Source organism: Shinella agrisoli (genome assembly GCF_046557955.1).
GTDB lineage: Bacteria > Pseudomonadota > Alphaproteobacteria > Rhizobiales > Rhizobiaceae > Shinella.
Map to the genome: position 1 here is coordinate 43,918 of NZ_JBJIEP010000004.1, position 24,914 is coordinate 68,831.

General features: G+C 65.0%; 31 protein-coding genes and 1 other RNA gene. 11 read left to right on the forward strand and 21 right to left on the reverse strand.

Going from position 1 to position 24,914, the window contains the following annotated elements; all coding sequences use genetic code 11:
• Positions 1-102: 102 nt before the first annotated feature.
• From tolA to ruvC, 10 genes are all read right to left on the reverse strand, one after another.
• Positions 103-1,215 carry a cell envelope integrity protein TolA gene (gene tolA, locus ACIIOY_RS04310; protein WP_411033397.1) on the reverse strand — a complete coding sequence of 371 codons (1,113 nt, stop codon included), beginning with the start codon at positions 1,213-1,215 and terminating at the stop codon, positions 103-105.
• A 9-nt stretch (positions 1,216-1,224) separates the two neighbouring features.
• Positions 1,225-1,677 (reverse strand): protein TolR, encoded by a 453-nt coding sequence (tolR, locus tag ACIIOY_RS04315; protein ID WP_411033398.1) that lies wholly within the window; start codon positions 1,675-1,677, stop codon positions 1,225-1,227.
• 83 nt (positions 1,678-1,760) lie between these two features.
• A complete protein-coding gene (gene tolQ, locus ACIIOY_RS04320) occupies positions 1,761-2,477 on the reverse strand; it encodes a protein TolQ (protein WP_411033399.1) in 717 nt (238 codons plus the stop codon).
• A gap of 306 nt (positions 2,478-2,783) precedes the next feature.
• Positions 2,784-3,260: a tol-pal system-associated acyl-CoA thioesterase gene (gene ybgC / locus ACIIOY_RS04325; RefSeq protein ID WP_411033400.1), complete on the reverse strand. Its 477-nt coding sequence runs from the start codon at positions 3,258-3,260 to the stop codon at positions 2,784-2,786.
• A complete protein-coding gene (locus ACIIOY_RS04330) occupies positions 3,257-3,742 on the reverse strand; it encodes an NUDIX hydrolase (RefSeq protein ID WP_411033401.1) in 486 nt (161 codons plus the stop codon). The genes ybgC and ACIIOY_RS04330 overlap by 4 nt, the downstream gene beginning before the upstream one ends.
• Before the next feature lie 13 nt (positions 3,743-3,755).
• Positions 3,756-4,796 carry a Holliday junction branch migration DNA helicase RuvB gene (gene ruvB, locus ACIIOY_RS04335; RefSeq protein WP_411033402.1) on the reverse strand — a complete coding sequence of 347 codons (1,041 nt, stop codon included), beginning with the start codon at positions 4,794-4,796 and terminating at the stop codon, positions 3,756-3,758.
• Between the two features lie 40 nt (positions 4,797-4,836).
• A complete protein-coding gene (gene ruvA, locus ACIIOY_RS04340) occupies positions 4,837-5,454 on the reverse strand; it encodes a Holliday junction branch migration protein RuvA (protein WP_411033403.1) in 618 nt (205 codons plus the stop codon).
• An 11-nt stretch (positions 5,455-5,465) separates the two neighbouring features.
• Positions 5,466-5,882 (reverse strand): type II toxin-antitoxin system VapC family toxin, encoded by a 417-nt coding sequence (locus ACIIOY_RS04345; protein WP_411033404.1) that lies wholly within the window; start codon positions 5,880-5,882, stop codon positions 5,466-5,468.
• Complete coding sequence (locus ACIIOY_RS04350) at positions 5,863-6,123, reverse strand: AbrB/MazE/SpoVT family DNA-binding domain-containing protein (RefSeq protein ID WP_411033405.1); 261 nt, start codon at positions 6,121-6,123, stop codon at positions 5,863-5,865. Before ACIIOY_RS04350 ends, ACIIOY_RS04345 begins: the two co-directional genes overlap by 20 nt.
• Positions 6,124-6,178: 55 nt before the next feature.
• Positions 6,179-6,691: a crossover junction endodeoxyribonuclease RuvC gene (gene ruvC, locus ACIIOY_RS04355; RefSeq protein WP_411033406.1), complete on the reverse strand. Its 513-nt coding sequence runs from the start codon at positions 6,689-6,691 to the stop codon at positions 6,179-6,181.
• Between the two features lie 161 nt (positions 6,692-6,852).
• On the opposite strand from ruvC, the gene ACIIOY_RS04360 reads away from it, so the two are divergent.
• On the forward strand, positions 6,853-7,854 hold the full coding sequence (locus ACIIOY_RS04360) for an LLM class flavin-dependent oxidoreductase (protein WP_411033655.1): 1,002 nt from the start codon (positions 6,853-6,855) through the stop codon (positions 7,852-7,854).
• A gap of 88 nt (positions 7,855-7,942) precedes the next feature.
• Here ACIIOY_RS04360 and ACIIOY_RS04365 read toward each other — a convergent pair whose 3' ends face one another.
• From ACIIOY_RS04365 to ACIIOY_RS04375, 3 genes are all read right to left on the reverse strand, one after another.
• Complete coding sequence (locus tag ACIIOY_RS04365) at positions 7,943-8,689, reverse strand: YebC/PmpR family DNA-binding transcriptional regulator (protein WP_411033407.1); 747 nt, start codon at positions 8,687-8,689, stop codon at positions 7,943-7,945.
• A 168-nt stretch (positions 8,690-8,857) separates the two neighbouring features.
• On the reverse strand, positions 8,858-9,352 hold the full coding sequence (locus tag ACIIOY_RS04370) for a hypothetical protein (protein WP_411033408.1): 495 nt from the start codon (positions 9,350-9,352) through the stop codon (positions 8,858-8,860).
• Between the two features lie 15 nt (positions 9,353-9,367).
• The gene (locus ACIIOY_RS04375; protein ID WP_411033409.1) at positions 9,368-10,204 is read right to left on the reverse strand and encodes an MBL fold metallo-hydrolase; all 837 of its coding nucleotides are present in this window, start codon (positions 10,202-10,204) and stop codon (positions 9,368-9,370) included.
• Between the two features lie 176 nt (positions 10,205-10,380).
• Here ACIIOY_RS04375 and ACIIOY_RS04380 point away from each other — a divergent pair, with 176 nt between their 5' ends.
• A complete protein-coding gene (locus tag ACIIOY_RS04380; RefSeq protein ID WP_411033410.1) occupies positions 10,381-10,917 on the forward strand; it encodes a pyridoxamine 5'-phosphate oxidase family protein in 537 nt (178 codons plus the stop codon).
• Between the two features lie 9 nt (positions 10,918-10,926).
• On the opposite strand, the gene ACIIOY_RS04385 is transcribed toward ACIIOY_RS04380, so the two are convergent.
• Both ACIIOY_RS04385 and ACIIOY_RS04390 read right to left on the reverse strand, forming a co-directional pair.
• Positions 10,927-11,751 carry a TIGR00282 family metallophosphoesterase gene (locus ACIIOY_RS04385; RefSeq protein WP_411033411.1) on the reverse strand — a complete coding sequence of 275 codons (825 nt, stop codon included), beginning with the start codon at positions 11,749-11,751 and terminating at the stop codon, positions 10,927-10,929.
• Between the two features lie 9 nt (positions 11,752-11,760).
• A complete protein-coding gene (locus tag ACIIOY_RS04390; RefSeq protein WP_411033412.1) occupies positions 11,761-12,345 on the reverse strand; it encodes a 5-formyltetrahydrofolate cyclo-ligase in 585 nt (194 codons plus the stop codon).
• A 186-nt stretch (positions 12,346-12,531) separates the two neighbouring features.
• Between ACIIOY_RS04390 and ACIIOY_RS04395 the strand changes: the two genes are divergently transcribed.
• Positions 12,532-12,753: a hypothetical protein gene (locus tag ACIIOY_RS04395; protein ID WP_411033413.1), complete on the forward strand. Its 222-nt coding sequence runs from the start codon at positions 12,532-12,534 to the stop codon at positions 12,751-12,753.
• A gap of 5 nt (positions 12,754-12,758) precedes the next feature.
• Here ACIIOY_RS04395 and ACIIOY_RS04400 read toward each other — a convergent pair whose 3' ends face one another.
• Entirely contained in the window at positions 12,759-13,745 is a 987-nt protein-coding gene (locus tag ACIIOY_RS04400; protein ID WP_411033414.1) for a sugar-binding transcriptional regulator, read from the reverse strand.
• A gap of 286 nt (positions 13,746-14,031) precedes the next feature.
• Between ACIIOY_RS04400 and tal the strand changes: the two genes are divergently transcribed.
• The gene (gene tal, locus ACIIOY_RS04405; protein ID WP_411033415.1) at positions 14,032-14,994 is read left to right on the forward strand and encodes a transaldolase; all 963 of its coding nucleotides are present in this window, start codon (positions 14,032-14,034) and stop codon (positions 14,992-14,994) included.
• A 287-nt stretch (positions 14,995-15,281) separates the two neighbouring features.
• On the opposite strand, the gene ssrS is transcribed toward tal, so the two are convergent.
• The 3 genes from ssrS to ACIIOY_RS04420 all read right to left on the reverse strand — a co-directional run bounded on the left by ssrS (position 15,282) and on the right by ACIIOY_RS04420 (position 16,156).
• Positions 15,282-15,440: non-coding RNA, 6S RNA (gene ssrS / locus ACIIOY_RS04410), on the reverse strand.
• A gap of 50 nt (positions 15,441-15,490) precedes the next feature.
• Positions 15,491-15,862 (reverse strand): cell division protein ZapA, encoded by a 372-nt coding sequence (locus tag ACIIOY_RS04415; protein ID WP_411033416.1) that lies wholly within the window; start codon positions 15,860-15,862, stop codon positions 15,491-15,493.
• A gap of 21 nt (positions 15,863-15,883) precedes the next feature.
• Positions 15,884-16,156: a DUF4164 domain-containing protein gene (locus ACIIOY_RS04420; protein WP_411033417.1), complete on the reverse strand. Its 273-nt coding sequence runs from the start codon at positions 16,154-16,156 to the stop codon at positions 15,884-15,886.
• Between the two features lie 329 nt (positions 16,157-16,485).
• Between ACIIOY_RS04420 and tkt the strand changes: the two genes are divergently transcribed.
• The 4 genes from tkt to ACIIOY_RS04440 all read left to right on the forward strand — a co-directional run bounded on the left by tkt (position 16,486) and on the right by ACIIOY_RS04440 (position 21,329).
• Positions 16,486-18,468 carry a transketolase gene (gene tkt / locus ACIIOY_RS04425; protein ID WP_411033418.1) on the forward strand — a complete coding sequence of 661 codons (1,983 nt, stop codon included), beginning with the start codon at positions 16,486-16,488 and terminating at the stop codon, positions 18,466-18,468.
• Between the two features lie 68 nt (positions 18,469-18,536).
• Positions 18,537-19,547, forward strand: a complete 1,011-nt coding sequence (gap, locus tag ACIIOY_RS04430; RefSeq protein ID WP_411033419.1) for a type I glyceraldehyde-3-phosphate dehydrogenase — start codon at positions 18,537-18,539, stop codon at positions 19,545-19,547.
• A gap of 4 nt (positions 19,548-19,551) precedes the next feature.
• Positions 19,552-20,115, forward strand: coding sequence for a putative glycolipid-binding domain-containing protein (locus ACIIOY_RS04435; RefSeq protein ID WP_411033420.1), 564 nt, complete (start codon positions 19,552-19,554; stop codon positions 20,113-20,115).
• Between the two features lie 14 nt (positions 20,116-20,129).
• The gene (locus ACIIOY_RS04440) at positions 20,130-21,329 is read left to right on the forward strand and encodes a phosphoglycerate kinase (RefSeq protein WP_411033421.1); all 1,200 of its coding nucleotides are present in this window, start codon (positions 20,130-20,132) and stop codon (positions 21,327-21,329) included.
• A 309-nt stretch (positions 21,330-21,638) separates the two neighbouring features.
• On the opposite strand, the gene ACIIOY_RS04445 is transcribed toward ACIIOY_RS04440, so the two are convergent.
• The gene (locus ACIIOY_RS04445; RefSeq protein ID WP_411033422.1) at positions 21,639-21,794 is read right to left on the reverse strand and encodes a hypothetical protein; all 156 of its coding nucleotides are present in this window, start codon (positions 21,792-21,794) and stop codon (positions 21,639-21,641) included.
• Positions 21,795-21,945: 151 nt separating this feature from the next.
• Between ACIIOY_RS04445 and ACIIOY_RS04450 the strand changes: the two genes are divergently transcribed.
• From ACIIOY_RS04450 to rcdA, 3 genes are all read left to right on the forward strand, one after another.
• Positions 21,946-23,223, forward strand: a complete 1,278-nt coding sequence (locus tag ACIIOY_RS04450; protein ID WP_411033423.1) for an MFS transporter — start codon at positions 21,946-21,948, stop codon at positions 23,221-23,223.
• The gene (locus tag ACIIOY_RS04455; protein ID WP_411033424.1) at positions 23,220-23,408 is read left to right on the forward strand and encodes a DUF1192 domain-containing protein; all 189 of its coding nucleotides are present in this window, start codon (positions 23,220-23,222) and stop codon (positions 23,406-23,408) included. Before ACIIOY_RS04450 ends, ACIIOY_RS04455 begins: the two co-directional genes overlap by 4 nt.
• Positions 23,409-23,787: 379 nt before the next feature.
• Entirely contained in the window at positions 23,788-24,306 is a 519-nt protein-coding gene (gene rcdA, locus ACIIOY_RS04460) for a protease adaptor protein RcdA (protein WP_411033425.1), read from the forward strand.
• A 286-nt stretch (positions 24,307-24,592) separates the two neighbouring features.
• Here rcdA and rpmE read toward each other — a convergent pair whose 3' ends face one another.
• Positions 24,593-24,814 carry a 50S ribosomal protein L31 gene (rpmE, locus tag ACIIOY_RS04465; protein ID WP_411033426.1) on the reverse strand — a complete coding sequence of 74 codons (222 nt, stop codon included), beginning with the start codon at positions 24,812-24,814 and terminating at the stop codon, positions 24,593-24,595.
• Between the last annotated feature and the right edge of the window lie 100 nt (positions 24,815-24,914).

Genomic DNA, 24,914 nt, shown 5'->3' on the forward strand with positions numbered 1-24,914 from the left:
GCGTCGTTGCGGCGCTTGAGCGATGCGCAAGCATCGCCCTGCGCGCCTGGCCATGGACCAGCTATACGTCATCCTATGGGCTCCTATCATCGAGACTTGGCATTACATCATTTGGCTGGGATCGAAGTTCACGACGACTTCGCTCCAGGCATCGTATTTTTCCGGGGGCAGGCCCTTGAAGGGCCGCGATTTCATGATGGCGCGGCGCGCACCGCCGGCAAGCGCGCGGCGTGCGGATTCCGAACCGCCGGTCGCGGTCACCTCGGGCTCGCCGATGATGTCGCCGTTCTGGTCGAGCTGCATCTTGACCTGGATGCGCACGTCGGCGGCGTCGGAAAGGCCCGGAATGATCGACCAGTTGTTCTGGATCTGGCCGCGCAACGCGTCCATCTCGCTCATCGTCAGCTTGCTGCCGGTCGTGGTCTTCTTGCCGCCGAGCGCCGCCTGCTCCTGCGAGCGCTTGGCCCCGCCGCCGGCGGCCTTTTCCTTGTTGAGAAGAGCGGCGATCTCGTCGGCGTTGAAGTCGCTGTCGTTCAGCGAGCTCGCCTTCTCCTGCTTCTTCTTCTGCTCCTTCTTGCGGTCCGGCGTCTTGGCGGTCTCGGCCTTGGCCGTCTCCGTCTTCTTGCTGTCCTGCGTCTTGGCGGTCTCCGTCTTCGCCGTCTCCACCTTCGGCTTCATCACCGGCAGCGGCACCTTGTCGGGCAGCGCCTCGGCTTGCGGGTCTTCGGCGGGCTTTTCCTCCGAGGGCGTGGCGTCGGGCTTCGGGTCGGGTTTGACCTCCTGCCTGGCTTCCGGAAGGGCCGCGACCTCCGTCGAAGGCTCGCTGGCAGGCTCTTCCTGCTTCACCTCCTCGACGGGCTTGGTGTCGGGCGTCTGGACGACCTTTTCCGCCTTCTCCGGCGAAGCGGCCGTCTCGATGTCGCGCGGCTTTTCTTCCGGCGTCGGCAGGTTCTTCAGGTCGATCTCGTTGTCGCCGACGTTCTGCGCATCCTCGACCGGCGTCTGCTTCTTGGTCGGAACGGGCGCGGCCTTTTCCTTCATTTCGGCCTTCTTGTCGCCCTGCTGGATTTGCGTCAGCTCTTCGATCGACACGATGTCGACCGGCAGCGCCTCGACATCGGCGACGTCGAAGCTTTCCGGGCTGCCGAGCGAAACCAGCGCCCAGGTGAGGACCAGGGTGTGGATTACGGCGGATGTGGCGAGGCTGCCCTTCATGGCGTGCGATCACCTGTCCGGTTTCTGCTCGGTGACGAGGCCGATATTGGTGAACCCGCCGGCCTGGATGCGCGACATGACGTCGGCGATCACGCCGTAAGGCGCATTGCCGTCGCCGCGAACGAAGACGCGCTCGGTATAGCCCGTGGTCGCCACGGCCTGGAGCTTGGCGGCGACCTCCTCGATCGGGATCGCGGTTTCCTGAAGGTATATCTGGCCGTCGGCCTTGACCGAAACGGTGATCGGCTGGGTATCGGCGTTCAGCGCTTTCGCCTGCGTCTTCGGCAGGTCGATCGGCACGCCCACCGTCATCAGGGGCGCGGCCACCATGAAGATGATGAGAAGCACGAGCATGACGTCGACGAACGGCGTCACGTTGATCTCGCTCATCGGCGCCCTGCGGCCGCCCCCGCGACGGCGGCGGCCACCGCCCGCATTCTTCGCTCCGACTGACATGCCCATGGCGTCGTCTCCGTCTGAAGCAGTTCCGGCAAAGGCGTGAAACGGCTTTGCGCCCGGAACTGCGTAAATACTCTAAAGGCCGGTCACTGCGCCGCAGCGCGCGGCTGCAGCTTCTCGTCGATCTGGCGCGACAGGATCGCGGAGAACTCGTCCGCAAAGCCTTCCATGCGCGCCGTCAGCTTGCCGGCGTCGGCGGAGAACTTGTTGTAGGCAATAACCGCCGGAATTGCGGCAAGAAGGCCGATCGCGGTCGCGAGCAGCGCCTCGGCGATGCCGGGCGCGACAACCGCAAGGCTCGTCTGCTTGGAACCGGCGATGGCCTGGAACGAGGTCATGATGCCGACCACCGTGCCGAAGAGGCCGACGAAGGGTGCCGCCGAGCCGATGGTCGCGAGGGACCCGAGCCGGGCTTCCAGCGATTCCGATTCGCGCGCCAGCGTCACGTCCATCGCCCGGTCGATGCGCATCTGAAGGCCGATGGGCGATCGCGCGCCGCGCTCGAAGCTCTTTTTCCATTCCCGCATCGCCGCCACGAAGATGGCGCTCATGCCGGTGGTCTGGCGGTCGGAGAGCGTGCGATAGAGCTCTTCCAGCGACTGCCCGGACCAGAAGACCTGCTCGAAGCTGTCGAGCTGGCGGCGCGCCCGGCCATAGCTCACCGTCTTGTCGACGACGATGGCCCAGGTCCAGACGGACGCGGCGATCAGGCCGAGCATGACCAGCTTCACGACGAATCCGGCCTGCATGAAGAGACCCCAAAGGGTCACGCTGCCTGCCGCTTCCAAACCCACTTGTTCCATAGACCTAGACCCCGAATCCAAACACCCGGCACGGGCATCTGGCAGCCCGAACCGGGTAACATTCCCGCCTTCGCGATCCCCTGGGAGGTGGAGCCGCTTCGGCATTCACAAACGCGCGTCGCTCGGAAGGATTTTCGTCCGCACCCGCTTCGCAGTCCGTCAAGAATGTCCGGTTGATGCCGCCGGCCGCCATGCCGGTCAAACGCTTACAACCTGCCTTCTTCACGGCAATTTTGGTTAAAGGATGACGTGCAGTGCACAAAATCCTCACGAACCGAGTAAGACATCATTATGGTTAAGGGAGTGTTACCGGCCCGCCGCACCGGAAATTTCTTGCGCTTTGGCAAGGAAGCGCGCCGCGAGCGCCTCCGGCAGCCGCCGCGGCCGCCCGGCCGCATTGATGACGGCGATGATGACGCGCGCGGCGATCAGAAGCTGCTCGCCGCGGCGGATTTCCTGGTTGAGGATCATTTTCGCCCCGCCCGCCTTTTCCGTCGAGGTCAGGATGGTGAGGATGTCGTCCATGCGCGCCGGCGCCTTGAAGTCGATCTCCATGCGGTGCACCACGAAGACGAGGCCTTCGCGATCCTCCTCCAGGACGAGGCTTCCCTGCTCGACGCCCAGAAGCCGGAGGTAATCCGTCCGCCCGCGCTCCAGGAAATGCAGGTAGCGGGCGTGGTAGACGACGCCGGAAAAATCCGTGTCCTCGTAGTAGACCCGCTGCACGAGCCGGTGGCCCGCTTCGGTGAGCTCGCCCGCGAGCGAATGGATCGTTCCGGTCAAGCTGCTGCCCCTTCCCTGACGATGAGATGTTCGCCCGCAGCCGGTAGCCGGTCTATGCGGTCCGCGACGAATTGCGGCTTCAGCCGGTGCGCGGCGAGCGCCTGCGGTGTGGCCTTCAGCCAGCCGAACTCCACCTCGACGCCGTCCAGAATGCGATGCACGATGTCCTCCTCATGGAAGGGGAACGGCTCGGCCAGCGAGAGCAGGTAGTAGAAACCGAGCTCGTGCGCCGTATAGCCTTCATAGAAGAAGAAATTCTCTGCGGTCCACAAGAGGCGCTCGACGCGGGCTTCACGATGGAGCTCCTCACGCATTTCGCGAAGGATGGTCTCCCGCGAATCCTCGCCGATCTCCGCCCGCCCGCCGGGAAGCGCCCAATAGTCGTCCTGCACGCCCCGCTGGGCGAGGATATATCCCTCATGAAAGATCAGGCCCGCCACCCGGAAGCTGAAAAGCTGCGGCTTGCGGTCAATCCGGATCATGTGGCGGGCCGGCTCACTCATCCTCAAGCCCGAGCCTGAACTGCGTCGCCTCCAGATCCTTCGGCGGCGTGAGGCCCAGATGTTTCCAGGCATTTGCGGTCAAAACACGGCCGCGCGGCGTGCGCTGGATGAAGCCCTGCTGGATCATGTAGGGCTCGATGATGTCCTCGATCGCGTCGCGCGGCTCGGAAAGCCCCGCCGCGATCGTCTCGATGCCGACCGGCCCGCCGCCGAAATTGTGGGCGATCATCGAAAGATAGCGCCGGTCGAGCTGGTCGAGGCCCATATTGTCGACGAGCAGCCGCGTCAGCGCCTCGTCGGCGATCTGCCGCGTCACCGCTTCGGCCCGCGCCACTTCGGCGAAGTCGCGCACCCGGCGCAGCAGGCGCCCGGCGATGCGCGGCGTGCCGCGGGCGCGGCGGGCGATCTCGCGCGCGCCGTCGTCCGTCATGCCGAGGCCCATCAGCCGCGCGCCGCGGCGCACGATCAGTTCCAGTTCCTCGACGGTATAGAAATTGAGCCGGACCGGGATGCCGAAGCGGTCGCGCAGCGGCGTGGTGAGCAGGCCGAGGCGGGTCGTCGCGGCGACGAGCGTGAATTTCGACAGGTCGATCTTCACCGAGCGCGCCGCCGGCCCTTCGCCGATGATGAGGTCGAGCTGGAAATCCTCCATCGCCGGGTAGAGGATTTCCTCGACGGCCGGGTTGAGGCGGTGGATCTCGTCGATGAAGAGCACGTCGCGCTCCTCGAGATTGGTCAGCAGCGCGGCAAGGTCGCCGGCTTTCGCGATGACCGGGCCGGAGGTCGAGCGGAAATTGACGCCGAGTTCCTTCGCCATGATCTGGGCGAGCGTCGTCTTGCCGAGTCCCGGCGGGCCGACGAAGAGCACGTGGTCGAGCGCCTCGCCGCGGTTCTTCGCCGCCTCGATGAAGATCTTCAGGTTGGCGCGCGCCTCTGCCTGACCGGTGAAATCGTCCAGCGTCTGCGGCCGCAAGGCGGTATCGATGTCCTCGCCGCGTTTTTCCGGCGAAAGCAGTCTGTGGTCGTCGCTCATTGAGCCCTAATCCCATTGTCCGCGGAGGAAGGCAACCGCATCACCGCGACAATTCCTTGAGGCCGAGGCGAATGAGCTTGGCGCTGTCGGCCCCCTCCCCGCCGTTCTTCAGCGCCGCGGCGACGGCATTGGCCGCCTGGTCGCGCGAATAGCCGAGATTGGTGAGCGCCGAAACGGCATCGGCAACGGGTGCCGAGGCCACGCCCTCGCCGAGCTCCTGCTTGAGCCCGATGGAAGCGGACGCTTCGCCCGCAAAGGCCGGAGCCTTGTTGCGCAGTTCCGTGACGATCCGCACCGCCACCTTCGGCCCGACGCCCGGCGCGCGCGACACCGCCGTCTTGTCCTGGAGCGCGATGGCATTGGCAAGTTCGCCCGGAGTCAGCGTCGAAAGCACCGCCAGCGCCACCTTGGAGCCGACGCCCTGGACGCTCTGCAGCAGCCGGAACCATTCCCGCTCCAGCGCCGTGAGGAAGCCGAACAGCCTGAACTGGTCCTCCCGCACATAGGTCTCGATGAAGAGCACCGCCGCCTCGCCGGCCGAGCCGAGCTTCGACAGCGTGCGCGCCGAGCAATGGGCGACGTAGCCGACACCGTGCACGTCGAGGACCACATGATCCTCGCCGATCTCGTCGATGGTGCCTTTGAGTTTGCCGATCATGGAAGGATCCGTCAGGGATGGGTTTCGGGAGAGATGATGTCGAGCGACGGGAAATAGCTGCGGTAGCGGGCCGCATCGCGGGTCAGCAGGCGGTGGGCGCGCACGGCGGCATGGGCGCCGATCAGGAAATCGGGCAAGGTTCGCTCGCGAAGCCCGCCGGACCGGCGGTAGGCGTAATGTGCCTTGCCCGCCGCGAAAGCCGCTTCATAGGAAAGAGGTTCCCGTCGCATGCGCAGCCAGCCGAACGCCAGGTTGAGCTCCAGCTCGCTGAGCGGCGACGTCGCAAGCTCCGACCAGACGACGGGATGGAGAACGAGCTCGCCCTCCTGCGCGCAACGCTTCAGCGCGGCGAGTGACCAAGCACGCTGCGGCCGGCCGGGGCCAAGCATGTCGATCAGGACATTCGTATCAACGAGGGTCGAGGTCATCGCGCGGCCCCCGCAGCCATTCGAAATATTCGTCCGGCGTCATGCCGTCCAGATCCCACGTACCCTCGATGCTGGCCGCCCAAGCCTCGAAATCGGCGAAATCGGATTTGCCGTCACCTATCTTGACCAGCATCACACCATCGTCGGACACGACGAAGTCGACCTCCGAGCCAGGCTCGATGGCAAGCCGCTCGCGGATATCCTTCGGGATCGTCACCTGACCCTTTTCCGTCACACGCATGGTAATACCTCCACGGTATTACTTATCGGCACAACGGGAACAAGTCAAGAACAAATCAGCCCGCGAGCTTGGCGAGCCGGCCAGAAAGGCCCTGCCGGTTGTGGGCGTGGCAGATGGCGATGGCGAGCGCGTCGGCGGCGTCGTTGCCGGTGAAGGTCGCCTTGGGCATCAGCACCTTCAGCATCATGTGGATCTGCTGCTTCTCGCCGTGGCCGACGCCGATGACGGCCTTCTTCACCGCATTCGGCGCATATTCTGCAACGCGCAGGCCCGCGCGGGCCGGCACGAGCATGGCGATGCCACGCGCCTGGCCGAGCTTCAGGGTCGCCGTGGCGTCCTTGTTGACGAAGGTCTGCTCCACCGCCGCCTCGTCAGGCCGGTAGCCGTGCACGATCTCCGAGAGGCCATCGTGCAGCTGGCAGAGGCGCGAGGCGAGATCCATGCCGCCGTCGGAGGTCACGGTGCCGGAGGCGACGAAGCGCAGCGAATTGCCGAGCGTCTCGATGATGCCCCAGCCGGTGCGGCGAAGCCCCGGATCGATGCCGATGATGCGAATCGTTTCCTGCATTCCTCGAACCCTAGTCCTGTCGAGCCGACCCTGCCAGCGAAATGTGAACAAAACAAAAACAGAAATATGCCGCCGGAAAACGGCGGAGCCGCCGCTTGGATTTCACGAAACTGAACCTACATGGGAGGACGATCAAATCCGCTTACAGCGAGGCTTCCTCCATGGTGCCCTTCTCCATCCTCGACCTTTCGCCGGTCATCGAAGGCGGCACCGTCGCCCAGTCGCTGGCCAATTCGCGGCGCCTTGCCCAGGAGGCGGAAGCCCACGGCTACGAACGCTTCTGGCTCGCCGAGCACCACGGCATGCGCGGCATCGCCAGCGCCGCCACCTCGCTCGTCATCCAGCATGTCGCCGCCGGCACCGAGAAGATCCGCGTGGGCTCCGGCGGCATCATGCTGCCGAACCATTCCCCGCTCGTGATCGCCGAGCAGTTCGGCACCCTCGCCGCGCTCTTTCCCGGCCGCATCGACCTCGGCCTCGGCCGCGCCCCGGGCACGGACATGCGAACCGCCCAGGCGCTGCGGCGCAACCTCGACAGCGCCGCCAACAATTTCCCGCAGGACGTCGTCGAGCTGATGCAGCTCCTGGGGCCAGCGAACCCCGAGCAGAAGGTCATCGCCGTTCCCGGCGCGAACAGCAACGTCCCCGTCTGGCTGCTGGGCTCCAGCCACTATTCGGCCCATCTTGCCGGCATGCTCGGCCTTCCCTTCGCCTTCGCCTCGCATTTCGCACCGGACATGCTCTTGACGGCGCTGGAAATCTACCGCGACCGCTTCCAGCCCTCGCAGCATCTCGACCGGCCGCATGTCATGGTCGGCGTCATGGGGGCCGCTGCGGATACGGATGCGCAGGCCGGCCATCTCTTCACGTCGATGCAGCAATCCTTCGTGCGCCTGCGCCGCGGCACGCCGGACGCCTTCCCCCCGCCGGTCGAGAGCATGGACGGGTTCTGGAGCGAGCAGGAACGCACCATGGTGGAGCACACGCTGCAATACGCGGTGGTCGGCGGGCCCGAGACGATCAGACGCCGCATCGCCGATTTCCTGGCGCTCACCGGAGCGGACGAATTGATCGTCTCCATGCCGATCTACGACATGGAGGCGCGGCTGGAGTCCGTCCGTCTCTTCGCGCAGGCCCGCGACGAACTGGCCCGGGCCGCCTGACGGGAAAGGCCGGGCGCCTTGCGGCCCCGGCCCTTTGGTATCCTGCGGCCTCAAGCCCGAGGATGACGCAGGAGAGGTTCGTGCCCGATCAGGCCGAGAGCTTCGCCAGGACCTCGTCGGAGACCTCGAAGTTCGAATAGACGTTCTGCACGTCGTCGTCATCTTCCAGCGTGTCGATGAGCTTCATCAGCGATTGCGCCTTCTCCTCGTCGACCGGCACCGTGTTCTGCGGCCGCCAGATCGCCTTGATGGTCTCGGCTTCTCCCAGCTTGTCTTCCAGCGCCTTGGAGACCTCGCCGATGTCCTCGAAGCCGCAGATGATCGTGTGGCCGTCCTCGTCGGTCGTCACGTCCTCGGCACCGGCCTCGATGGCGGCTTCCATGACGGCGTCCGCGTCACCGGCGGAAAGCTTGTAGGTGATCTCGCCCACGCGGTCGAAGGAGAAGGAGACCGAGCCGGTTTCGCCGAGCGCGCCGCCGGCCTTAGAGAAGGTCGAGCGGACGGAGGAGGCGGTGCGGTTGCGGTTGTCGGTCAGCGCCTCGACGATGACGGCGACGCCGCCCGGGCCGTAGCCCTCGTAGCGGACTTCCTCGTAGTTCTCCGCATCCCCGCCGGAGGCCTTCTTGATGGCGCGCTCGATATTGTCCTTCGGCATGGACTGCGCCTTGGCATTCTGGATCGCCAGGCGCAGGCGCGGGTTCATCGCCGGGTCGGGCAGGCCGGTCTTGGCCGCGACCGTGATTTCGCGCGCGAGCTTGGAGAACATTTTCGACCGCACGGCATCCTGCCGGCCCTTGCGGTGCATGATATTCTTGAACTGTGAATGGCCAGCCATGGCACCCCTGTCTTGTTTGGCGCCCTTGTCTTCGGTCGCCGGTCGCTGTGCGGGACATGACGAGCGCGATGACGCGCCGGCCTGCTGCCCCGATTTTTGGAATGCCGCCTTATAATTTCATTGTCGCCGGACGTCCAGCAGTCCGGCGAACAAAGCGACGGGCGGTTTTCAGTCGGCCCGCACGCGGGCGCGGCTCAGAAGGAAGGAATGGCCGTCATTGCGCTCGCAGATCAGCCCCGTGCGCTCCGAATAGCAGATGAAAGGTCCCGCCGACCAGGTCTGGCCGTAGGGGATCGTCTTCTCGCCGCTGCAGCAACCCCGGTCACCGACATTGGTACGCACCACCGCCTTGCCGCTCCGGCCGAGCGTCGCGCGCAGATATTTCGGCTCGACCCGGTCGCAGGAAAGCTCCGGGCCGCCGTCAGCCGGACGGTAGGCCTCCGTGCCGCCTTCCGGAACATAGGTGCAGCCGATATTGCCGGAGGGCATGACGAAACGCTCGGCTACGCCGAAGGAGCGCGTCGGCACCTTTTCCACCGGCTGCGTTCCCGTCTCGCGCGGCTGGCCGGATTCGGCAGCGGGGCCGCCCGGCGTCGGCGCCCCGCTTGCCAGGGCAACGGCGGAAGAAAGCAGCAGAACGGGCACGACGAGAAGGAAACGCATGAAGGGACTCCGGCATCAGACGCCGGCAAGAATATGAATCGTCGGCCGCTTGGGCAAGCTGCGGGCGGAGACCGTGATCGTCGCATCGTCGTCGGTCACCGCATCGAACCCCTTGCCGAACATCGAGAGGAACTGGCTGATCGGCGGCCCGCGGCGGTGCATCGGCAGGATGAGGGCGGAACGCAGGCGCTGCACGACCCGGCTCATGCTCTCCGCGCCCATGGTGAGCCCGCCGTCGACCGGCACCATCAGCACGTCGAGCCGGCCGATCTCGGCATATTGCTTTTCGGTGAGCTCATGGTGAAGGTGGCCGAGATGGCCGATGCAAAGGCCCGCGACCTCGAAGATGAAGATGGAGTTGCCCTTCGGCTCCATCGCCCCGCCCCATCCGCGAATGTCGGTCGGCACGTTGCGGACATAGGTGTCGTCCACCACGACATCGTGGTCGGCCCCCTTGTCCGAATCGTCGTCCCAGCCATGCAGCACATACCGGATGCCCGGTTCCGGGTTCATCGTGTAATGGCTGGAATGGGCCTTGTTCATCGTGACCACGGTCGGCAGCGCCGGGGGCTTGTACCAGCCGTTGTAGTCGGTGGCGATCTTCACGCCCGCCGGCGTTTCGATGAAGAAGGTCGAATGGCCGATATAGGTGATGCGCACCTCCTCGCTCGCCCTGCCCTGCACCTGGAGCGCGGACGCGGACGAAAAGCTGGCGAAGGTGACGGAAGGCAGCGAGCGGGCGATCATCTGGCACTGGCTGACCGGCGTTTCGGCCTGGGCGAGTGAAGGCCGCGGCGCAGCGAAGACCGCAAGCGCGGCGATGATCAACGGAATGAGCAGGAGATGCGGCATGGGCGGCTCCGTTCATTGGTCGGCGGGACTATGCGCCCGCATGCGGAACGGGTCGAGGCTTGCCGGCACGCTTGCCGATCACAATCGGTTGAGCAGGCCGGTGTCCCCCCGGGTCGGAACCTTGTCTGCCGCCTCACGTTCCCCCCGCATCAACCCAACGACTGAGAGGAACAACCATGTCCAATCTCACCCGAGCGCGCGAAAACCCGAAGGAACAGCTCTTCGACGAGATCGACCGGATCCATGCCGGCATGCTCGGCATCGAGGGCAGCCATATGCACATGCAGCCGATGGCGCCGCAACTCGACCGCCAGACGGCGACGATCTGGTTCTTCACCAAGACGGATGCGGACATCGTCGAGGCTATCTCGCCGGGATCGCGTGCGCATTTCTGCGTGGTCGGCAAGGATCACGATTATCACGCCTGCATCGCCGGCCGCATCTCCGTGCGCAAGGATCCGGTGAAAGTCGACGAATACTGGAGTTCCATCGTCGAAGCCTGGTTCGACCACGGCAAGGAGGATCCCAAGCTCACCATGCTGGCGCTCGAAATCGAGGACGTGGAAATCTGGGCCTCGACCGGCAGCAAGCTGAAGTTCGGCTGGGAGATCGCCAAGGCGAACTTCAATCCGGACGAGGAGCCGGACGTCGGCGTGAAGGCGCACCTGAATTTCACGGACGGCTCGGCCGACCACCTGCGCCACATGATCTGACGGCGAAGATCAGCGCCAGAAATCCGGCACCGCCTCGCTGAGGCGCGGGCCGAGGCGAAGCGGCGCGATCCTTTCGGCAAGGCCCGTGCGGTCGGAGATTTCGACCGCCAGGCCGCAGATCGTCGCCGGCCCGGACGCCGCCTCGAATCGGCCCTTCGGCATTTTCGAGATGAAGCGGTTGAGCGGCTCTTCCTTGTCCATGCCAAGCGAGGAATCGTAGTCGCCGCACATGCCGGCATCCGACATGTAGCCGGTGCCGCCGTTGAGGATCTGGAAGTCCGCGGTCGGCACATGCGTGTGCGTGCCGACGACGACGCTGGCGCGGCCGTCGACGAAATGCCCGAAGCACTGCTTCTCGCTCGTCGCCTCGGCGTGGAAATCGAAGATGATCGCGTCCGCCTGCTCGCCGAGCGGGCAGGACGCGAGGATGGCCTCGCCCGCGGTGAACGGGTCGTCGAGCTCGGGATGCATGAAGACGCGGCCCATGATGTTGGCGACGAGCACGCGGGCGCCGTTGCGGGCGATGAAGAGATTGGCGCCGCGCCCCGGCGTTCCGGCCGGATAGTTGGCAGGGCGCAGGAACTGGTCGTGGCGGCCGGCGAAGGTCACCGCCTCCTTCTGGTCCCACACATGGTTGCCGGTCGTCACCACGTCGGCGCCGGCGTTGATCGTCTCAAGAAAGATCTCTTCCGTGATGCCGAAGCCGCCGGCCGCGTTCTCCCCGTTGACGACGACGAAATCCAGCCTGAAATCGCTGATCAGCCCCGGCAGGCGTTCCCAGACGGCCGTCCGCCCGGTCTTGCCCACCATGTCGCCCAGAAAGAGAAAACGCATCGATCTGCCTTATGAAACCCGTTGGAACATGCGAAGGCCGCTTTCGGTGAGGATGCCATCCAGTGGCACGTCGTGCGGCTCGGCGGGTACTGATGCCACTTCCTGGCAGTCGAACGCAATGCCGATCAGCCTCGGCGCACGGCCTTTCGCCTTGAGGCGGTCGATCGCCCGGTCGTAATGTCCGGCGCCGTAGCCGATGCGGTGGCCCGCCCGGTCGAAGGCGGAAAGCGGCACCAGCAGGATGTCCGGATCGAGCACCGCCGCTTCCGGCCCCGGTCCGGTCGTTCCGAAGCCGGTTTTGACCACCGGCGCTCCGGCGACCAGTTCGCGGAAGACGATCGTCTCGCGATCGAGCACGACGGGCAGGCAGAGCCGCGCGCCCCGCGTGCGCAGATGCGCCATCAGCGGGCGGATATCCGCCTCCGAGCGGATCGGCCAGAAGCCGGAGATCACCGTACCGGGCTCGAAATCGATACGGTCGCCCGCATGCTCCACCATGGCAAGGCTGCCCTCGATGCGCGCCTCCGGCGGCATCGCATCGCGCAAGGCCAGCCGTTCATTGCGGATTGCCGCCTTTTGTTCCTTGGGTGTCACGAGGTATCTCCAGCCTGTCTGCCGTGGCTTACCAGCTAGCAGCGCCGGAAGGCAAATTCCCTTCCCTTTGCGACATGGCAGGACCTGTGCCACAACGGAACAGGACGGCGGAACGCCGCCGCCCGGCGTTAAGCATTGGAACAGCTTGCGCTTTGCGCGTGGACTTCAAGTCTTTAAGCGGGGCGCATGCCCTCGGAAAACGATCCCTCCCGCCTTCCTGAGCTGACCGAGATCGAAAGACGGTGCCTCCAGCTTGCCGCCAACGGCAGGACGCCGGCCGATATCGTGCTCGAAACCGACCTGACGTTGCCGCGCGTGACGGAAGCCCTGCGCAGCGCTGTCGACAAGCTCGGCGCCCGCAACATCACCGGCGCGATCACCCGTGCCGTCCGTCTCGGCCTGATCTAGTCTTGTCAAGCGGCCGCAGAGGTTTCGGCTAGCCGAAGCATGGCCTGCGCGGCGCCCTCGTCGGTGATCAGCGTGTTGCAGCCGATGCGGCGGATGGTGGCGCGGATCGCCGGTGCCCGGTGCGCGCCGCCGGAGACGAGCACAATATGGCGCGCCTTCTTCACGGTATCGAGGTCGATCGACATGACCCTGTGGCGGATGGGATGGTCGATCGTATGCCCTTCGGCGTCGAGGAAGTTGCACATCGTGTCGCAGACGCAGCCGGCCGCGATCAGTTCCTCCAGCTCGTGCCGGGCGATGAAGTCGCGAGAGAGGGAGCTCGAGCGCGGGCCGATGTCGCCGCAGCTCACCACCGCGATGTCCATGTTCTCCGCCAGCTCGAACAGCGTCTTCAGGCCGCATTTCTCGATCAGGCTGCGTTTGGTCTCCCCGGAATCGACGAGCAGCGGCGCCAGGAACAGGTAACACTCCGCGCCGAGCTGGCTCGCCAGCCGCCAGGTATATTCGATCGGGTTGATGTGGTGCGCCTCCACCACGCCGCCGAGCAGCGAGACGACCTTGACCCGCTCGCGCCGCGCCGGACGGAAGCTCGCGAGCGAGGCCGTCAGCGTCCGCCCCCAGCCGACGCCGATGGTGCAATCGTCCGCAATCGCCTCGGTCAGGAACTGGCCGAGCGCAAGGCCGACGCCCTTGGCCGTCGCCTCTGCGCTATCGGCGGCCGGCACCACCACCGCCTCGTCGAGGCCGTAGGCCTTCTCCAGCCGCACGGCGAGCTCGACGCAGTCGCCGACCCCTTCGTTGATCCATATCTGCACCTCGGAGCGCTTCAGCGCCTCGTCGAGCATGCGGATGACGGTGGTGCGGCTGACGCCGATCTTCTCCGCGACGTCCTTCTGGGTGAGGCCCTGGTTGTAATAGAGCCAGGCGGCCCGCAGCCTCAGCGCCGCCGATTCCGAATAGGCCGTATGAGTGTCGCGCCGGAGCCTTGCCACGTCGCCTCCATCTTCCTGCAATCGTTTCCGGGCCACCTTATCACATCGGGCGGAAAATGCGACATATGTTCAAGAGATTGGTCAAAAGTGCTTGACTTTTGCCCATGGAAGCGATGATAGTCCGCCTCGTATCGGCTGGCGGCTTTGTGCCGGCAGGCTGGTTGTGCCAGCACGCGCGGCGAGCGAAACGGAAGCACGGTCGCCGGGCGCGCGTCACAGGAACATGGAGGAAGGCCCAGCGTTTCTGAGGGAATGCGGCCAGCAGCAACCATTCGGGATTTCGGATATGACATCCAAGCTTGAACAACTCCGCGCCATGACGACCGTCGTGGCAGACACCGGCGACATCGAAGCCGTGCGCCGCCTGAAGCCGGTCGATTGCACCACCAACCCGACCATCGTCCTGAAGGCCCTTGGCACGCCGATATTCGCCGATGCGGTCGCCGAAGCCCTCCGCTGGGGCCAGTCGCAGGGCGGCAACCGCGAAGGTGTCGTCTCCGCCGTCGCCGATCGCCTCGCCATCTCCGTCGGCGCGGCGCTTGCCGAACTCGTGCCGGGCCGCGTCTCGACCGAGGTCGACGCCGACCTTTCCTTCGACACCGAAGCCTCGATCACCAAGGCCCGCGAGATCATCAAGGCCTATGACGCACGCGGCATCGGCCGCGAGCGCATCCTCATCAAGCTCGCCTCCACCTGGGAAGGCATCCGCGCCGCGGAAGTGCTGCAGAGGGAAGGCATCGACTGCAACCTGACGCTGCTCTTCAACAAGGCCCAGGCGATCGCCTGCGCCGATGCCGGCGTCTTCCTGATCTCGCCCTTCGTCGGCCGCATCCTCGACTGGCACGTCAAGGCGAGCGGCAAGACCTTCACGCCGGAGGAAGACCCTGGCGTGCTCTCGGTCCGCTCGATCTACGACTATTACAAGTCCAACGGCATCGCCACGATCGTCATGGGCGCCTCCTTCCGCAACACCGGCGAGATCGAGGCGCTGGCCGGTTGCGACCGCCTGACGATCAGCCCCGCCCTCCTCGAAGAGCTCGATGCCGCCGAGGGCACGCTGGAGCGCAAGCTCTCGCCGGAAAAGGCCGCGAAGGTCACGCCGGTCAAGATCGACGAGAAGAGCTTCCGCTGGATGCTGAACGAGGACGCCATGGCGACGGAAAAGCTCGCCGAAGGCATCCGCGCCTTCGCCAAGGACCTCGGCAGCCTGCGCGCCATGGTCGACAAGGAACTGAAGGCGGCTGCGTAAGGCGCATCCCCCACCATCGCAAACACGAAGGCCGCCCTCCGGGGCGGCCCAGGCTGCTGACAAAGTCCGCCGAACCTCTCCTCCGTCATGGTCGGGCTTGACCCGACCATCCATAAGCCTTTGAAAAGAACGGATCCTCGGGTCAAGCCCGAGGATGACGCAGTGCTTGGGGCGATGGTTGTCATCAAACCGGGCCGCGACGGCGCGGGCGGGGCGAGCCGATCCGCGGAAGAGCCAATACGATCCGAGGCGTGTTCAAGCGGATCGAACGGCTGGCGATTTGAAAAGTGCGATCCACGACAACCGATGGCGTGATACGATCCCGGGTGCCTACTAAGTAGGTGGGCGCCGTATGTCCGGACCCACGGGTCCGGTCAGGGACAGCTCCCTTGAGATCGTGTATGGCCCCGGGGAATGTTGTTACCTGTCGGGAAGCGCAGACCGCTTGCGATATATAGGCGGAAAAACAGCTTTTCGCCAGTAGGATTTCTAGCGATCAGTTGATCGGCGGCTTGCCGGAAAGTTTGGCGGCCATGCCCTGGATCTGGCTGGTCAATTCGCCCAGCGCCTGCGCGATCGCCTCCTCGTTGCGGGAGACCTCGCTCATCACGCCTTCCCGCCCCTTGCGCAGTTCCTCGGCCTCCTTTTCCAGCTTGTTGAGGCGGCGGGTGACTTCATTCAGTTCGTCCATCACCATGATGCCGGCCATGACGGTGATCCTGAGGTCGCCGATCTCGCCGAACTGGCTCTTGAGATGCCCGACATAGCGATCGAAACCGGCGGCGAGCTCTTCCAGGTGCGCCTCCTGGCCCTCTTCGCAGGCCATGCGATAGGCCTTGCCATCGATCTGTACGGTTACCTGAGCCATGCGGTCACTTTCTGATTGCGATTAACGGTCGAGCACGGCCCGGATCGTTTCCATGGCCGTGACGAGCCGGCGGGAGACCTCGCGGTTGACCTCCTCCAGGCGGTTTGCGCGGAATTCGGACTGGTCGAGCTCCTGGGCGAGCCGCGAACGATCGGCGTTGACGCGCCGCACCTCGCCTTCCACCTCGCCGTATTCGCGCTCGCGGTCGAAGCGCATGTCGAGCGCGTTGTCGAGGCTGGCTATCGCCCTGCGAAGCTCCTCGATTGCTGCCCTGACTGTTTCCCCGTTTGTCATCAAGCCTTCACCGGCACTCTCAAAAAACGCGAATCGCCGCCGCCGGCGCCGGTTCTCCCGCGTTGACAGTATTCAACTGCGGGGCTGAGCGTCAACAGCGCGGCAATCCCGGCGTCAAAGCCCCTGTGGATCAGCGTTCGAGGCGGTTGTGCGGGCGCCCGGGCACACCCTTTTGCAAATGCTGAAAAAGCCGGCGGAATCGGCCCGCAACTGCCGCAAAAACCGCCGAATTCGTTGACTTAGACGGTGCACCTGCTATGTGTCAGCCGCTTCCAACCGATGCTTCTTGACGACGTCGGCCCTGACACCCCGAAGAATACGGAACAGTCATGATCTCTCGCGAAAAACACGACCGGATGGCGAACGCAATTCGCTTCCTTTCCATGGATGCCGTGGAAAAGGCGAACTCGGGTCACCCCGGCCTGCCCATGGGCGCAGCAGACATCGCAACGGTTCTTTTCACCCGATTCCTTTCCTTCGATCCGAAGACGCCGGCCTGGCCGAACCGCGACCGTTTCGTGCTGTCGGCGGGCCACGGCTCGATGCTTCTCTACTCGCTGCTCTACCTGACGGGCTACGAGGACATCACGATCGACGAGATCAAGAACTTCCGCCAGCTCGGCTCCAGGACCGCCGGCCACCCGGAATACGGCCACGCCGCCGGCATCGAGACCACGACCGGCCCGCTCGGCCAGGGCATCGCCAATGCCGTCGGCATGGCGATCGCCGAGCGCAAGCTGCGCGAGGAGTTCGGCTCCGACCTCATCGAGCACCATACCTATGTCATCGTGGGTGACGGCTGCCTCATGGAGGGGATCAGCCAGGAAGCAATCTCGCTCGCCGGCCACCTGAAGCTGAACAAGCTGATCGTGTTCTGGGACGACAACAACATCTCGATCGACGGCCCGATCTCGATCGCCGACTCGACCGACCAGCACGCCCGCTTCCGCGCGTCCGGCTGGCACACCATCGCCGTCGACGGCCACGATCCGGATGCGATCGCCGCTGCCATCGAGGAGGCGCAGAAGTCCGACAAGCCGACCATGATCGCCTGCAAGACGACCATCGGCTTCGGCGCGCCGAACAAGGCCGGCACGCACAAGGTGCACGGCTCGCCGCTCGGCGCGGAAGAGATCGCCGCGACCCGCAAGGTGCTGAACTGGGAATCGGAAGCCTTCGTCGTTCCCTCCGACGTGCTCGACGCCTGGCGCCTCGCCGGCCTGCGCTCCGCCAAGGCCCACAAGGAGTGGGAAGCGCGCCTCGAAAAGACCGAGGCCGAGAAGAAGGCCCAGTTCGTCCGCCGGTTTGCCGGCGACCTCGAAGGCAGCCTCGATCCGGCGATCGCCGCCTACAAGAAGAAGCTCGCCGAAACCAGGCCGAACCCCGCTACCCGCAAGGCCTCGGAGGACGCGCTTGAGGTCATCAACGGCGTCCTTTCCGAAACGATCGGCGGCTCGGCCGACCTCACCGGCTCGAACAACACCAAGACCAGCCAGACCAAGTCGATCACCCCGACCGACTTCTCCGGCCGCTACATCCACTACGGCGTGCGCGAGCACGGCATGGCGGCGGCGATGAACGGCATCGCGCTGCACGGCGGCCTCATCCCCTATTCCGGCGGCTTCCTGATCTTCTCCGACTACTGCCGTCCCTCGATCCGCCTCGCCGCGCTGATGGGCATCCGCGTCATCCACGTGCTGACGCACGATTCGATCGGCCTTGGCGAAGACGGCCCGACCCACCAGCCGGTCGAGCACCTCGCGGCCCTGCGCGCGATCCCGAACCTCCTCGTCTTCCGCCCGGCCGACGCCACGGAAACGGCGGAGTGCTGGCAGCTCGCGCTCGAAAGCCACAACCGCCCGTCGGCCATCGCGCTCACCCGCCAGAACCTGATGCCGGTGCGCCTGGAATATGAGGAAGAGAACCTTTGCGCCCGCGGCGCCTACGACCTCGTCTCGGCAAGCGACGCGCAGGTGACGATCTTCGCGAGCGGCTCGGAAGTCGAGATCGCCGTGAAGGCGCAGCAGGCGCTCTCCGCCAAGGGCATCTCGACCCGCGTCGTTTCCGTGCCCTGCTGGGAGCTCTTCGCCGAGCAGCCGGAAGCCTACCAGCGGGCGGTCATCGGCAATTCGCCGGTCAAGATCGCCGTCGAGGCCGGCATCCGCCAGGGCTGGGATCACTTCATCGGTTCGGACGGCCTCTTCATCGGCATGTCCACCTTCGGCGCCTCGGGTCCCTACAAGGAGCTCTACAAGCACTTCGGCATCACGCCGGAGGCCGTCGTCGCCGCCGCGGAAGCCAAGCTCGCCTGAGCGCCGTCGGGCGCGGCCTGCCGCCGCGCCCACACCGCCAACAGATTATCCATAGGGAGAGACCCGAAATGACTGTGAAAGTTGCCATCAACGGTTTTGGCCGCATCGGCCGCAACATTCTGCGCGCGATCGTCGAGTCCGGCCGTACCGACATCGAAGTCGTGGCAATCAACGATCTGGGCCCGGTCGAGACCAATGCGCACCTGCTGCGCTACGATTCGATCCACGGCCGCTTCCCGGCCGAAGTGAAGGTCGATGGCGACACGATCACCGTCGGCGGCGGCAAGCCGATCAAGGTGACCGCGATCAAGGACCCGGCAACGCTGCCGCACAAGGAGCTCGGCGTCGACATCGCGCTGGAATGCACGGGCATCTTCACCGCCCGCGACAAGGCCGCCGCGCATCTGACGGCCGGCGCGAAGCGCGTCATCGTCTCGGCTCCGGCCGACGGCGCGGACCTGACGGTCGTCTACGGCGTCAACGACGACAAGCTGACCAAGGACCACCTCGTCATCTCCAACGCCTCCTGCACGACGAACTGCCTCGTTCCGGTCGTCAAGGTCCTGAACGACGCCTTCGGCATCGACCACGGCTTCATGACGACCATCCATTCCTACACGAACGACCAGCCGTCGCTCGACCAGATGCACAAGGACCTCTATCGCGCCCGCGCTGCGGCGCTGTCGATGATCCCGACCTCGACGGGTGCGGCCAAGGCCGTCGGCCTCGTTCTGCCGGAACTGAAGGGCAAGCTCGACGGCACCTCCATCCGCGTGCCGACGCCGAACGTCTCGGTCGTCGACTTCAAGTTCGTCGCCAAGCGCGCAACGAGCGTCCAGGAAGTCAACGAGGCGATCAAGGCCGCCGCGAACGGCCCGCTCAAGGGCGTGCTCGGCTACACCGAGGAGCCGCTCGTCTCCAAGGACTTCAACCACGACCCGCACTCCTCGATCTTCGCGGTCGACCAGACGAAGGTTCTCGAGGGCACGTTCGTCCGTATCCTCACCTGGTACGACAACGAATGGGGCTTCTCGAACCGCATGGCCGACACGGCCGTCGCCTTCGCCAAGCTGATCTGAGTCCATGTTCCCGCCCCTTGCCCTCAAGACGGTCCGCTGGCGTCCGCTCGGGGGCGAGGGGCTGGAGCACCTGACCCTGCGCGCCGTCGACGGCGGCTTTCGTGCCGAAAGCGTCCTGATCGGCGAAGGCGGGGCAGGACCGTACGGCGTGCGCTACGGCATCGATCTCGACGCCCGCTGGCGCGTCCGCGCCTTCGTGGTCGAGGAAACGGCGGGCCGCCGCATCGCGATGACCTCCGACGGCGAAGGCCGCTGGCGGCGGGAGGACGGGGCGCCGCTGCCGGCTTTCGACGGCTGCATCGACATCGACCTTGCCGGTTCGCCCTTCACCAACACCTTGCCGATCCGCCGCCTCACCATTGCAGCCGGTGAGAAGAGCCCGCTGCTGGCGATGGTCTATGTGCCGTTCGATACGTTCGAGCCGATCGTGGACGAGCAGATCTACACCTGCATCGCACCGGCGAACCGCTACCTCTACGAGGCGGCGGACGGCACGTTCACCGCGGAACTATCCGTCGATGCCGACGGCTTCGTAACCGATTACCCCACCCTGTTCTCAAGACTTTGACGGGAGCCATCCCCATGACCTTCAAGACCCTCGACAACCTTACCGACATCGCCGGCAAGCGCGTACTCGTCCGCGTCGACCTCAACGTGCCGGTCAAGGACGGCAAGGTCACCGATGCGACCCGCATCGAGCGCGTCGCGCCGACCATCCTCGAACTCTCCGGCAAGGGCGCCAAGGTCATCCTGCTCGCCCATTTCGGCCGCCCGAAGGGCGAGGCGGTCGCCGACATGTCACTGGAGCAGATCCTTCCGGCCGTGAACGACGTGCTCGGCAAGACGGTCCGCTTCGCCGCCGACTGCGTCGGCGAGCCGGCCGCCGCAGCCATAGCCGCCATGGAGAACGGCGACATCCTGCTCCTCGAAAACACCCGCTTCCACAAGGGCGAGGAGAAGAACAACCCGGACTTCACCGCCGCGCTCGCCGCAAACGGCGACATCTACGTCAACGACGCCTTCTCCGCCGCGCACCGCGCGCACGCCTCGACGGAAGGCCTCGCGCACCTCCTGCCCGCCTATGCCGGCCGTACCATGCAGGCCGAGCTGGAAGCGCTGGAAAAGGGCCTCGGCAACCCGGCCCGCCCGGTCGTCGCCATCGTCGGCGGCGCGAAGGTCTCCACCAAGATCGACCTCCTGATGAACCTCGTGAAGAAGGTCGACGCGCTGGTCATCGGCGGCGGCATGGCGAACACCTTCCTTGCCGCCCGCGGCACGGATGTCGGCAAGTCGCTCTGCGAGCACGACCTCGCCGAAACCGCCAAGCAGATCATGATCGAGGCCGCGACCGCCACCTGCGCCATCGTGCTGCCGGAAGACGGCGTCGTCGCCCGCGAGTTCAAGGCAAACGCCGAGAACGAGGTGGTCGACGTCAAGGCCATCCCCGCCGATGCCATGATGCTCGACGTCGGCCCGAAGACGATCGAGGCCGTCAATGCCTGGATCTCGCGCGCTTCGACGCTCGTGTGGAACGGCCCGCTCGGCGCCTTCGAGATCGCACCCTTCGACGCCGCGACAGTATCGGCCGCCAAGCACGCGGCCGCGCAGACGAAGCAGGGCAAGCTCGTCTCCGTCGCCGGCGGCGGCGACACGGTGGCAGCCCTCAACCATGCCGGCGTCGCGGACGATTTCACCTATGTCTCGACCGCCGGCGGCGCCTTTCTGGAATGGATGGAAGGCAAGCCGCTGCCGGGCGTCGAAATCCTGCATCAGCAGAAATAACGCCGGGAGGCTTGCGCTTGGCGGCGGATCACCTACATTTCCCGTATCGTCAACGTTGAGAAAGGAAGGTGATCCAATGTCTAATGAGATTTCGGTCTTGGCTGCGGGCATGGGAATTGTGGTGAAGGAAACGAGGCAGCCCTCGTTCTGAACCCGCCTTCCTTCGGGCCGAAAGGCCCGGGTCCGCACCGGACCAAACCTCATGGGGGCCACCTTCCGGTGGCCCTTTTGCGTTTGAGGTCGCCAAGTCCGACCACTTCTCAGTCGTCCTCCGCGGGCTTGACCCGAGAATCCACATGCACGCATCGGCTAAGGCCGGATGAGCACCGTCAGCATCATCAGCGCGATGGCGGCAACCGCGATCTTCCAGAAATCCGCACGCCGCTTCAGCCCGGGCCAGCCGATGGGCCGGATGATGTGCAGCAGCATGGCGGCAAGAAGCAGGGCGGGAAGGATTTTCGACATGGCGGCCTTTCTCGGTCCTTCCTGTCACACCGCAGACATTTTTCCAAGCAATCAGCGCAAGGTCTGAAAATCGCCGCCCCGCCGCCTTTGCATCTGGCATTCGCCGGCAGGTACGCTATTCCTTTCCCATCGATGAAACTGCGAAAATCCCATGCGTAAAAATCTCATATCCGTCTTCGCGCTTCTCGTGGGCACGCTGTTCCTCTTCCTCGGCAACGGCCTGCACGGCCTGCTGCTTCCGATGCGCGGCGCCTTCGAGGGATATGAGACGACGATGCTCGGCCTTCTCGGCACGTCCTGGGCAACGGGCTTCGTGCTCGGCTGCCTTCTGGCGCCCACGGTGGTCAAGCGCATCGGCCATGTGCGGGCCTTTTCCGGCTTTGCCTCGCTGATCGCCATCATCGCGCTCCTGACGGGCATGATCGTCGATCCCTTCTGGTGGATCGTGCTGCGGGCCGTCACCGGCTTTTCCATCGCCGGCACCTCGATGATCATCGAAAGCTGGCTGAACGAGCGCGCGACCAATGAAAGCCGCGGCCTGATCTTCTCGCTCTACATCGCCATCACGCTGATCGGTACCGTCGGCGGCCAGATGACGGTGGCGCTCGGCGACGTCTCCACGCCCATGCTCTTCATGTTCGCCGGCATCCTCTATTGCCTCGCCATGCTGCCGACGACGCTCTCGACCGCCGCCTCGCCGCAGCCGCTGAAGCAGGTCAAGCTCGACATTCCGTCCCTCTACCGCACCTCGCCGATCGCCTGTGTCGGCATCGTGCTGATCGGCATCGCCAACGGCGCCTTCGGCACGCTCGGCGCGGTCTTCGGCGCCAATGCGGGCCTCTCCTCCAGCACGATCGCGATCATGATGAGCGTTGCGATCTTCGCCGGCGCCGTCATGCAGCTTCCGGCCGGCCGCGTGTCCGACCGGGTCGACCGCCGCCTGGTGCTCGCCGTGCTTGCGGCGGTCGCCGCAGGAGCGGGCCTTTCGCTCTTCGTCTTCCAGCCCGCATCCGTCGCCGTGCTGCTGGTGCTGACCGCCCTCTACGGGGCGACCGCCAACGCGCTCTATCCGATCGCCGTCTCGCATGCCAACGACTTCGCCAACCCGGAGGACTTCGTGAAGGTCTCCGGCGGCCTGCTACTGCTTTACGGTATCGGCACCATCATCGGCCCGACGCTCGGCGGCCCCATCATGTCGGCTATCGGCCCCTATGCGCTCTTCATGGTCACCTGCTGGGCGCATATCCTGATCACCGCCTACGCCATCTTCCGCAGCCGCCGCCGCGCCGCCAAACCGGCCGAAATGCGCGACGCCTATACGACCATCAATCCCGGCACACTCACCACGCCGGAAAGCCTTCAGCTTTCGCCGCGCGCCCTGCCCCAGCAGCAGGCCGCCGACGAGCAACAGGAGGAACGGACCCCATGAGCCTTTTCGACGACGACCGCCCGGCGAAAAAGACCGCGCACGAAATCGGCAGCGACCTGTCGCTGCTGTCTGTGGACGAGCTTTCCGCGCGAATCGAGCTGCTTCGCGCGGAGATCGAGCGGCTCGAATCGGAGAAGGCGAAGAAGAGCGTGAGCCGTTCGGCGGCGGAAAAGCTGTTCCGCTGACCCGCGCCGGATCGTCGCAGGCTTGCCGAAAAAGCACAGGATCCGGCGAAACGGCAACAGAGTTAACCGGCCATTAAGCCTTACATGTTATTACTTGCACATCCGGTCCTTCCGGGTTCAGACATTTTCGCCGCTTGGGGAATCGGTCTGATTTTCTCCCTGTTTTACCTTGAGAGCCGCTTTCCGCGGCTCTTTTTTTGTTTGCCGCACCGCCCTGCAACACCTGCCGCGAAAGAATTGTGGAGATTAACCCTTTCTTAAGAATACCCTTGCGCGAATTAGGTTATGGCATCATCCTCAAGACATAGACCGGCCACCTGGAACACCGAGGGCCGACCTGCCGTTACCTGCATGTGATGCGTTCAACAGGGATGAAACCATGTCCGAAAGAGGATTGAATACTGTCAGCTTCGCTGGCCACGTTGCGTCGTCGGCGCAATTCAAGTCCCTGTACGCCGAAGGCATGGGTCTGGTCGAGGAGACCGCAAGCTATCTCGACGGCGTCGGCCGCCAGGCCTCCAAGGTGCTGCCGCGCATGGCGTCCGTCCTCTATGCCGCCGAATCGATGCGCCTCACCACGCGCCTGATGCAGATGGCCTCCTGGCTCCTCCTCCAGCGCGCCGTGAACAACGGCGAGATGAGCCGCGACCAGGTGCTGGCCGAGAAGAACAAGGTCCGCCTCGACAGCTTCAACGTCGACAAGACCGCGCCCGGCTGGAACGACCTGCCGGAAGCCTTCCGCGACCTCATCGAACGTTCGCTCCGCCTGCAGAACCGCATCGCCCTGCTCGACCGCGAGATCTACCGCCCGCAGGACGTCCAGACCTTCCAGCCGGACAACCAGAACAGCGTCCAGGCCCAGCTCAACCTGCTCCAGACGGCTTTCGGCAACAGCTGAGAGGGACTCCGGATGCTTTGAGGAACCCGGCTTCGGCCGGGTTTTTTATTGCCTGCGTTTCAGAGTTGCCCCTCATCCCCCTGCCGGGACCTTCTCCCCGCAAGCGGGGAGAAGGGAAATATTGCACCGTTTTCCTTCAAGCCTTGAGAATGCAGGAAAATGGTGCGCCCAGCGCTCCTCGCCCCGCTTGCGGGGAGAGGATGCCGGCAGGCAGGTGAGGGGCAACGCCAAGCAACAAAAAACCCGGCCGAAGCCGGGTTCCTGAAAGTCGTCCACCGAATGCAGATCAGAGGCCGAGGCCTTCGAAGCGCTTCTTGAACTTGGAGACGCGGCCGCCGCGGTCCATGAGCTGCTGGTTGCCGCCGGTCCAGGCCGGGTGCGACTTCGGGTCGATTTCGAGGTTCATCGTCGCGCCTTCCGAACCCCAGGTCGAGCGGGTTTCGTACTCGGTGCCGTCGGTCATCACGACCTTGATGGTGTGGTAGTCGGGATGGATATCAGCCTTCATGACAACTTTCCTGCCTGTTCCGGGGGCCATTTGTCGCAACGGATTGCGACAGCGGGGCCAAAGACGTAAATGAAGCCGCGGTCGGTCGGACCTACGGCTT

What these genes read in the sequence shown, in the direction of transcription:
- tolA (WP_411033397.1), bottom strand. Translation starts at nt 1,215, where the DNA reads ATGAAGGGCAGCCTCGCCACATCCGCCGTAATCCACACCCTGGTCCTC.
- tolR (WP_411033398.1), bottom strand. Translation starts at nt 1,677, where the DNA reads ATGGGCATGTCAGTCGGAGCGAAGAATGCGGGCGGTGGCCGCCGCCGT.
- tolQ (WP_411033399.1), bottom strand. Translation starts at nt 2,477, where the DNA reads ATGGAACAAGTGGGTTTGGAAGCGGCAGGCAGCGTGACCCTTTGGGGT.
- ACIIOY_RS04330 (WP_411033401.1), bottom strand. Translation starts at nt 3,742, where the DNA reads ATGATCCGGATTGACCGCAAGCCGCAGCTTTTCAGCTTCCGGGTGGCG.
- ruvB (WP_411033402.1), bottom strand. Translation starts at nt 4,796, where the DNA reads ATGAGCGACGACCACAGACTGCTTTCGCCGGAAAAACGCGGCGAGGAC.
- ruvA (WP_411033403.1), bottom strand. Translation starts at nt 5,454, where the DNA reads ATGATCGGCAAACTCAAAGGCACCATCGACGAGATCGGCGAGGATCAT.
- ACIIOY_RS04345 (WP_411033404.1), bottom strand. Translation starts at nt 5,882, where the DNA reads ATGACCTCGACCCTCGTTGATACGAATGTCCTGATCGACATGCTTGGC.
- ACIIOY_RS04350 (WP_411033405.1), bottom strand. Translation starts at nt 6,123, where the DNA reads ATGCGTGTGACGGAAAAGGGTCAGGTGACGATCCCGAAGGATATCCGC.
- ruvC (WP_411033406.1), bottom strand. Translation starts at nt 6,691, where the DNA reads ATGCAGGAAACGATTCGCATCATCGGCATCGATCCGGGGCTTCGCCGC.
- ACIIOY_RS04360 (WP_411033655.1), top strand. Translation starts at nt 6,853, where the DNA reads ATGGTGCCCTTCTCCATCCTCGACCTTTCGCCGGTCATCGAAGGCGGC.
- ACIIOY_RS04365 (WP_411033407.1), bottom strand. Translation starts at nt 8,689, where the DNA reads ATGGCTGGCCATTCACAGTTCAAGAATATCATGCACCGCAAGGGCCGG.
- ACIIOY_RS04370 (WP_411033408.1), bottom strand. Translation starts at nt 9,352, where the DNA reads ATGCGTTTCCTTCTCGTCGTGCCCGTTCTGCTGCTTTCTTCCGCCGTT.
- ACIIOY_RS04375 (WP_411033409.1), bottom strand. Translation starts at nt 10,204, where the DNA reads ATGCCGCATCTCCTGCTCATTCCGTTGATCATCGCCGCGCTTGCGGTC.
- ACIIOY_RS04380 (WP_411033410.1), top strand. Translation starts at nt 10,381, where the DNA reads ATGTCCAATCTCACCCGAGCGCGCGAAAACCCGAAGGAACAGCTCTTC.
- ACIIOY_RS04385 (WP_411033411.1), bottom strand. Translation starts at nt 11,751, where the DNA reads ATGCGTTTTCTCTTTCTGGGCGACATGGTGGGCAAGACCGGGCGGACG.
- ACIIOY_RS04395 (WP_411033413.1), top strand. Translation starts at nt 12,532, where the DNA reads ATGCCCTCGGAAAACGATCCCTCCCGCCTTCCTGAGCTGACCGAGATC.
- tal (WP_411033415.1), top strand. Translation starts at nt 14,032, where the DNA reads ATGACATCCAAGCTTGAACAACTCCGCGCCATGACGACCGTCGTGGCA.
- ACIIOY_RS04415 (WP_411033416.1), bottom strand. Translation starts at nt 15,862, where the DNA reads ATGGCTCAGGTAACCGTACAGATCGATGGCAAGGCCTATCGCATGGCC.
- ACIIOY_RS04420 (WP_411033417.1), bottom strand. Translation starts at nt 16,156, where the DNA reads ATGACAAACGGGGAAACAGTCAGGGCAGCAATCGAGGAGCTTCGCAGG.
- tkt (WP_411033418.1), top strand. Translation starts at nt 16,486, where the DNA reads ATGATCTCTCGCGAAAAACACGACCGGATGGCGAACGCAATTCGCTTC.
- gap (WP_411033419.1), top strand. Translation starts at nt 18,537, where the DNA reads ATGACTGTGAAAGTTGCCATCAACGGTTTTGGCCGCATCGGCCGCAAC.
- ACIIOY_RS04435 (WP_411033420.1), top strand. Translation starts at nt 19,552, where the DNA reads ATGTTCCCGCCCCTTGCCCTCAAGACGGTCCGCTGGCGTCCGCTCGGG.
- ACIIOY_RS04440 (WP_411033421.1), top strand. Translation starts at nt 20,130, where the DNA reads ATGACCTTCAAGACCCTCGACAACCTTACCGACATCGCCGGCAAGCGC.
- ACIIOY_RS04445 (WP_411033422.1), bottom strand. Translation starts at nt 21,794, where the DNA reads ATGTCGAAAATCCTTCCCGCCCTGCTTCTTGCCGCCATGCTGCTGCAC.
- ACIIOY_RS04450 (WP_411033423.1), top strand. Translation starts at nt 21,946, where the DNA reads ATGCGTAAAAATCTCATATCCGTCTTCGCGCTTCTCGTGGGCACGCTG.
- ACIIOY_RS04455 (WP_411033424.1), top strand. Translation starts at nt 23,220, where the DNA reads ATGAGCCTTTTCGACGACGACCGCCCGGCGAAAAAGACCGCGCACGAA.
- rcdA (WP_411033425.1), top strand. Translation starts at nt 23,788, where the DNA reads ATGTCCGAAAGAGGATTGAATACTGTCAGCTTCGCTGGCCACGTTGCG.
- rpmE (WP_411033426.1), bottom strand. Translation starts at nt 24,814, where the DNA reads ATGAAGGCTGATATCCATCCCGACTACCACACCATCAAGGTCGTGATG.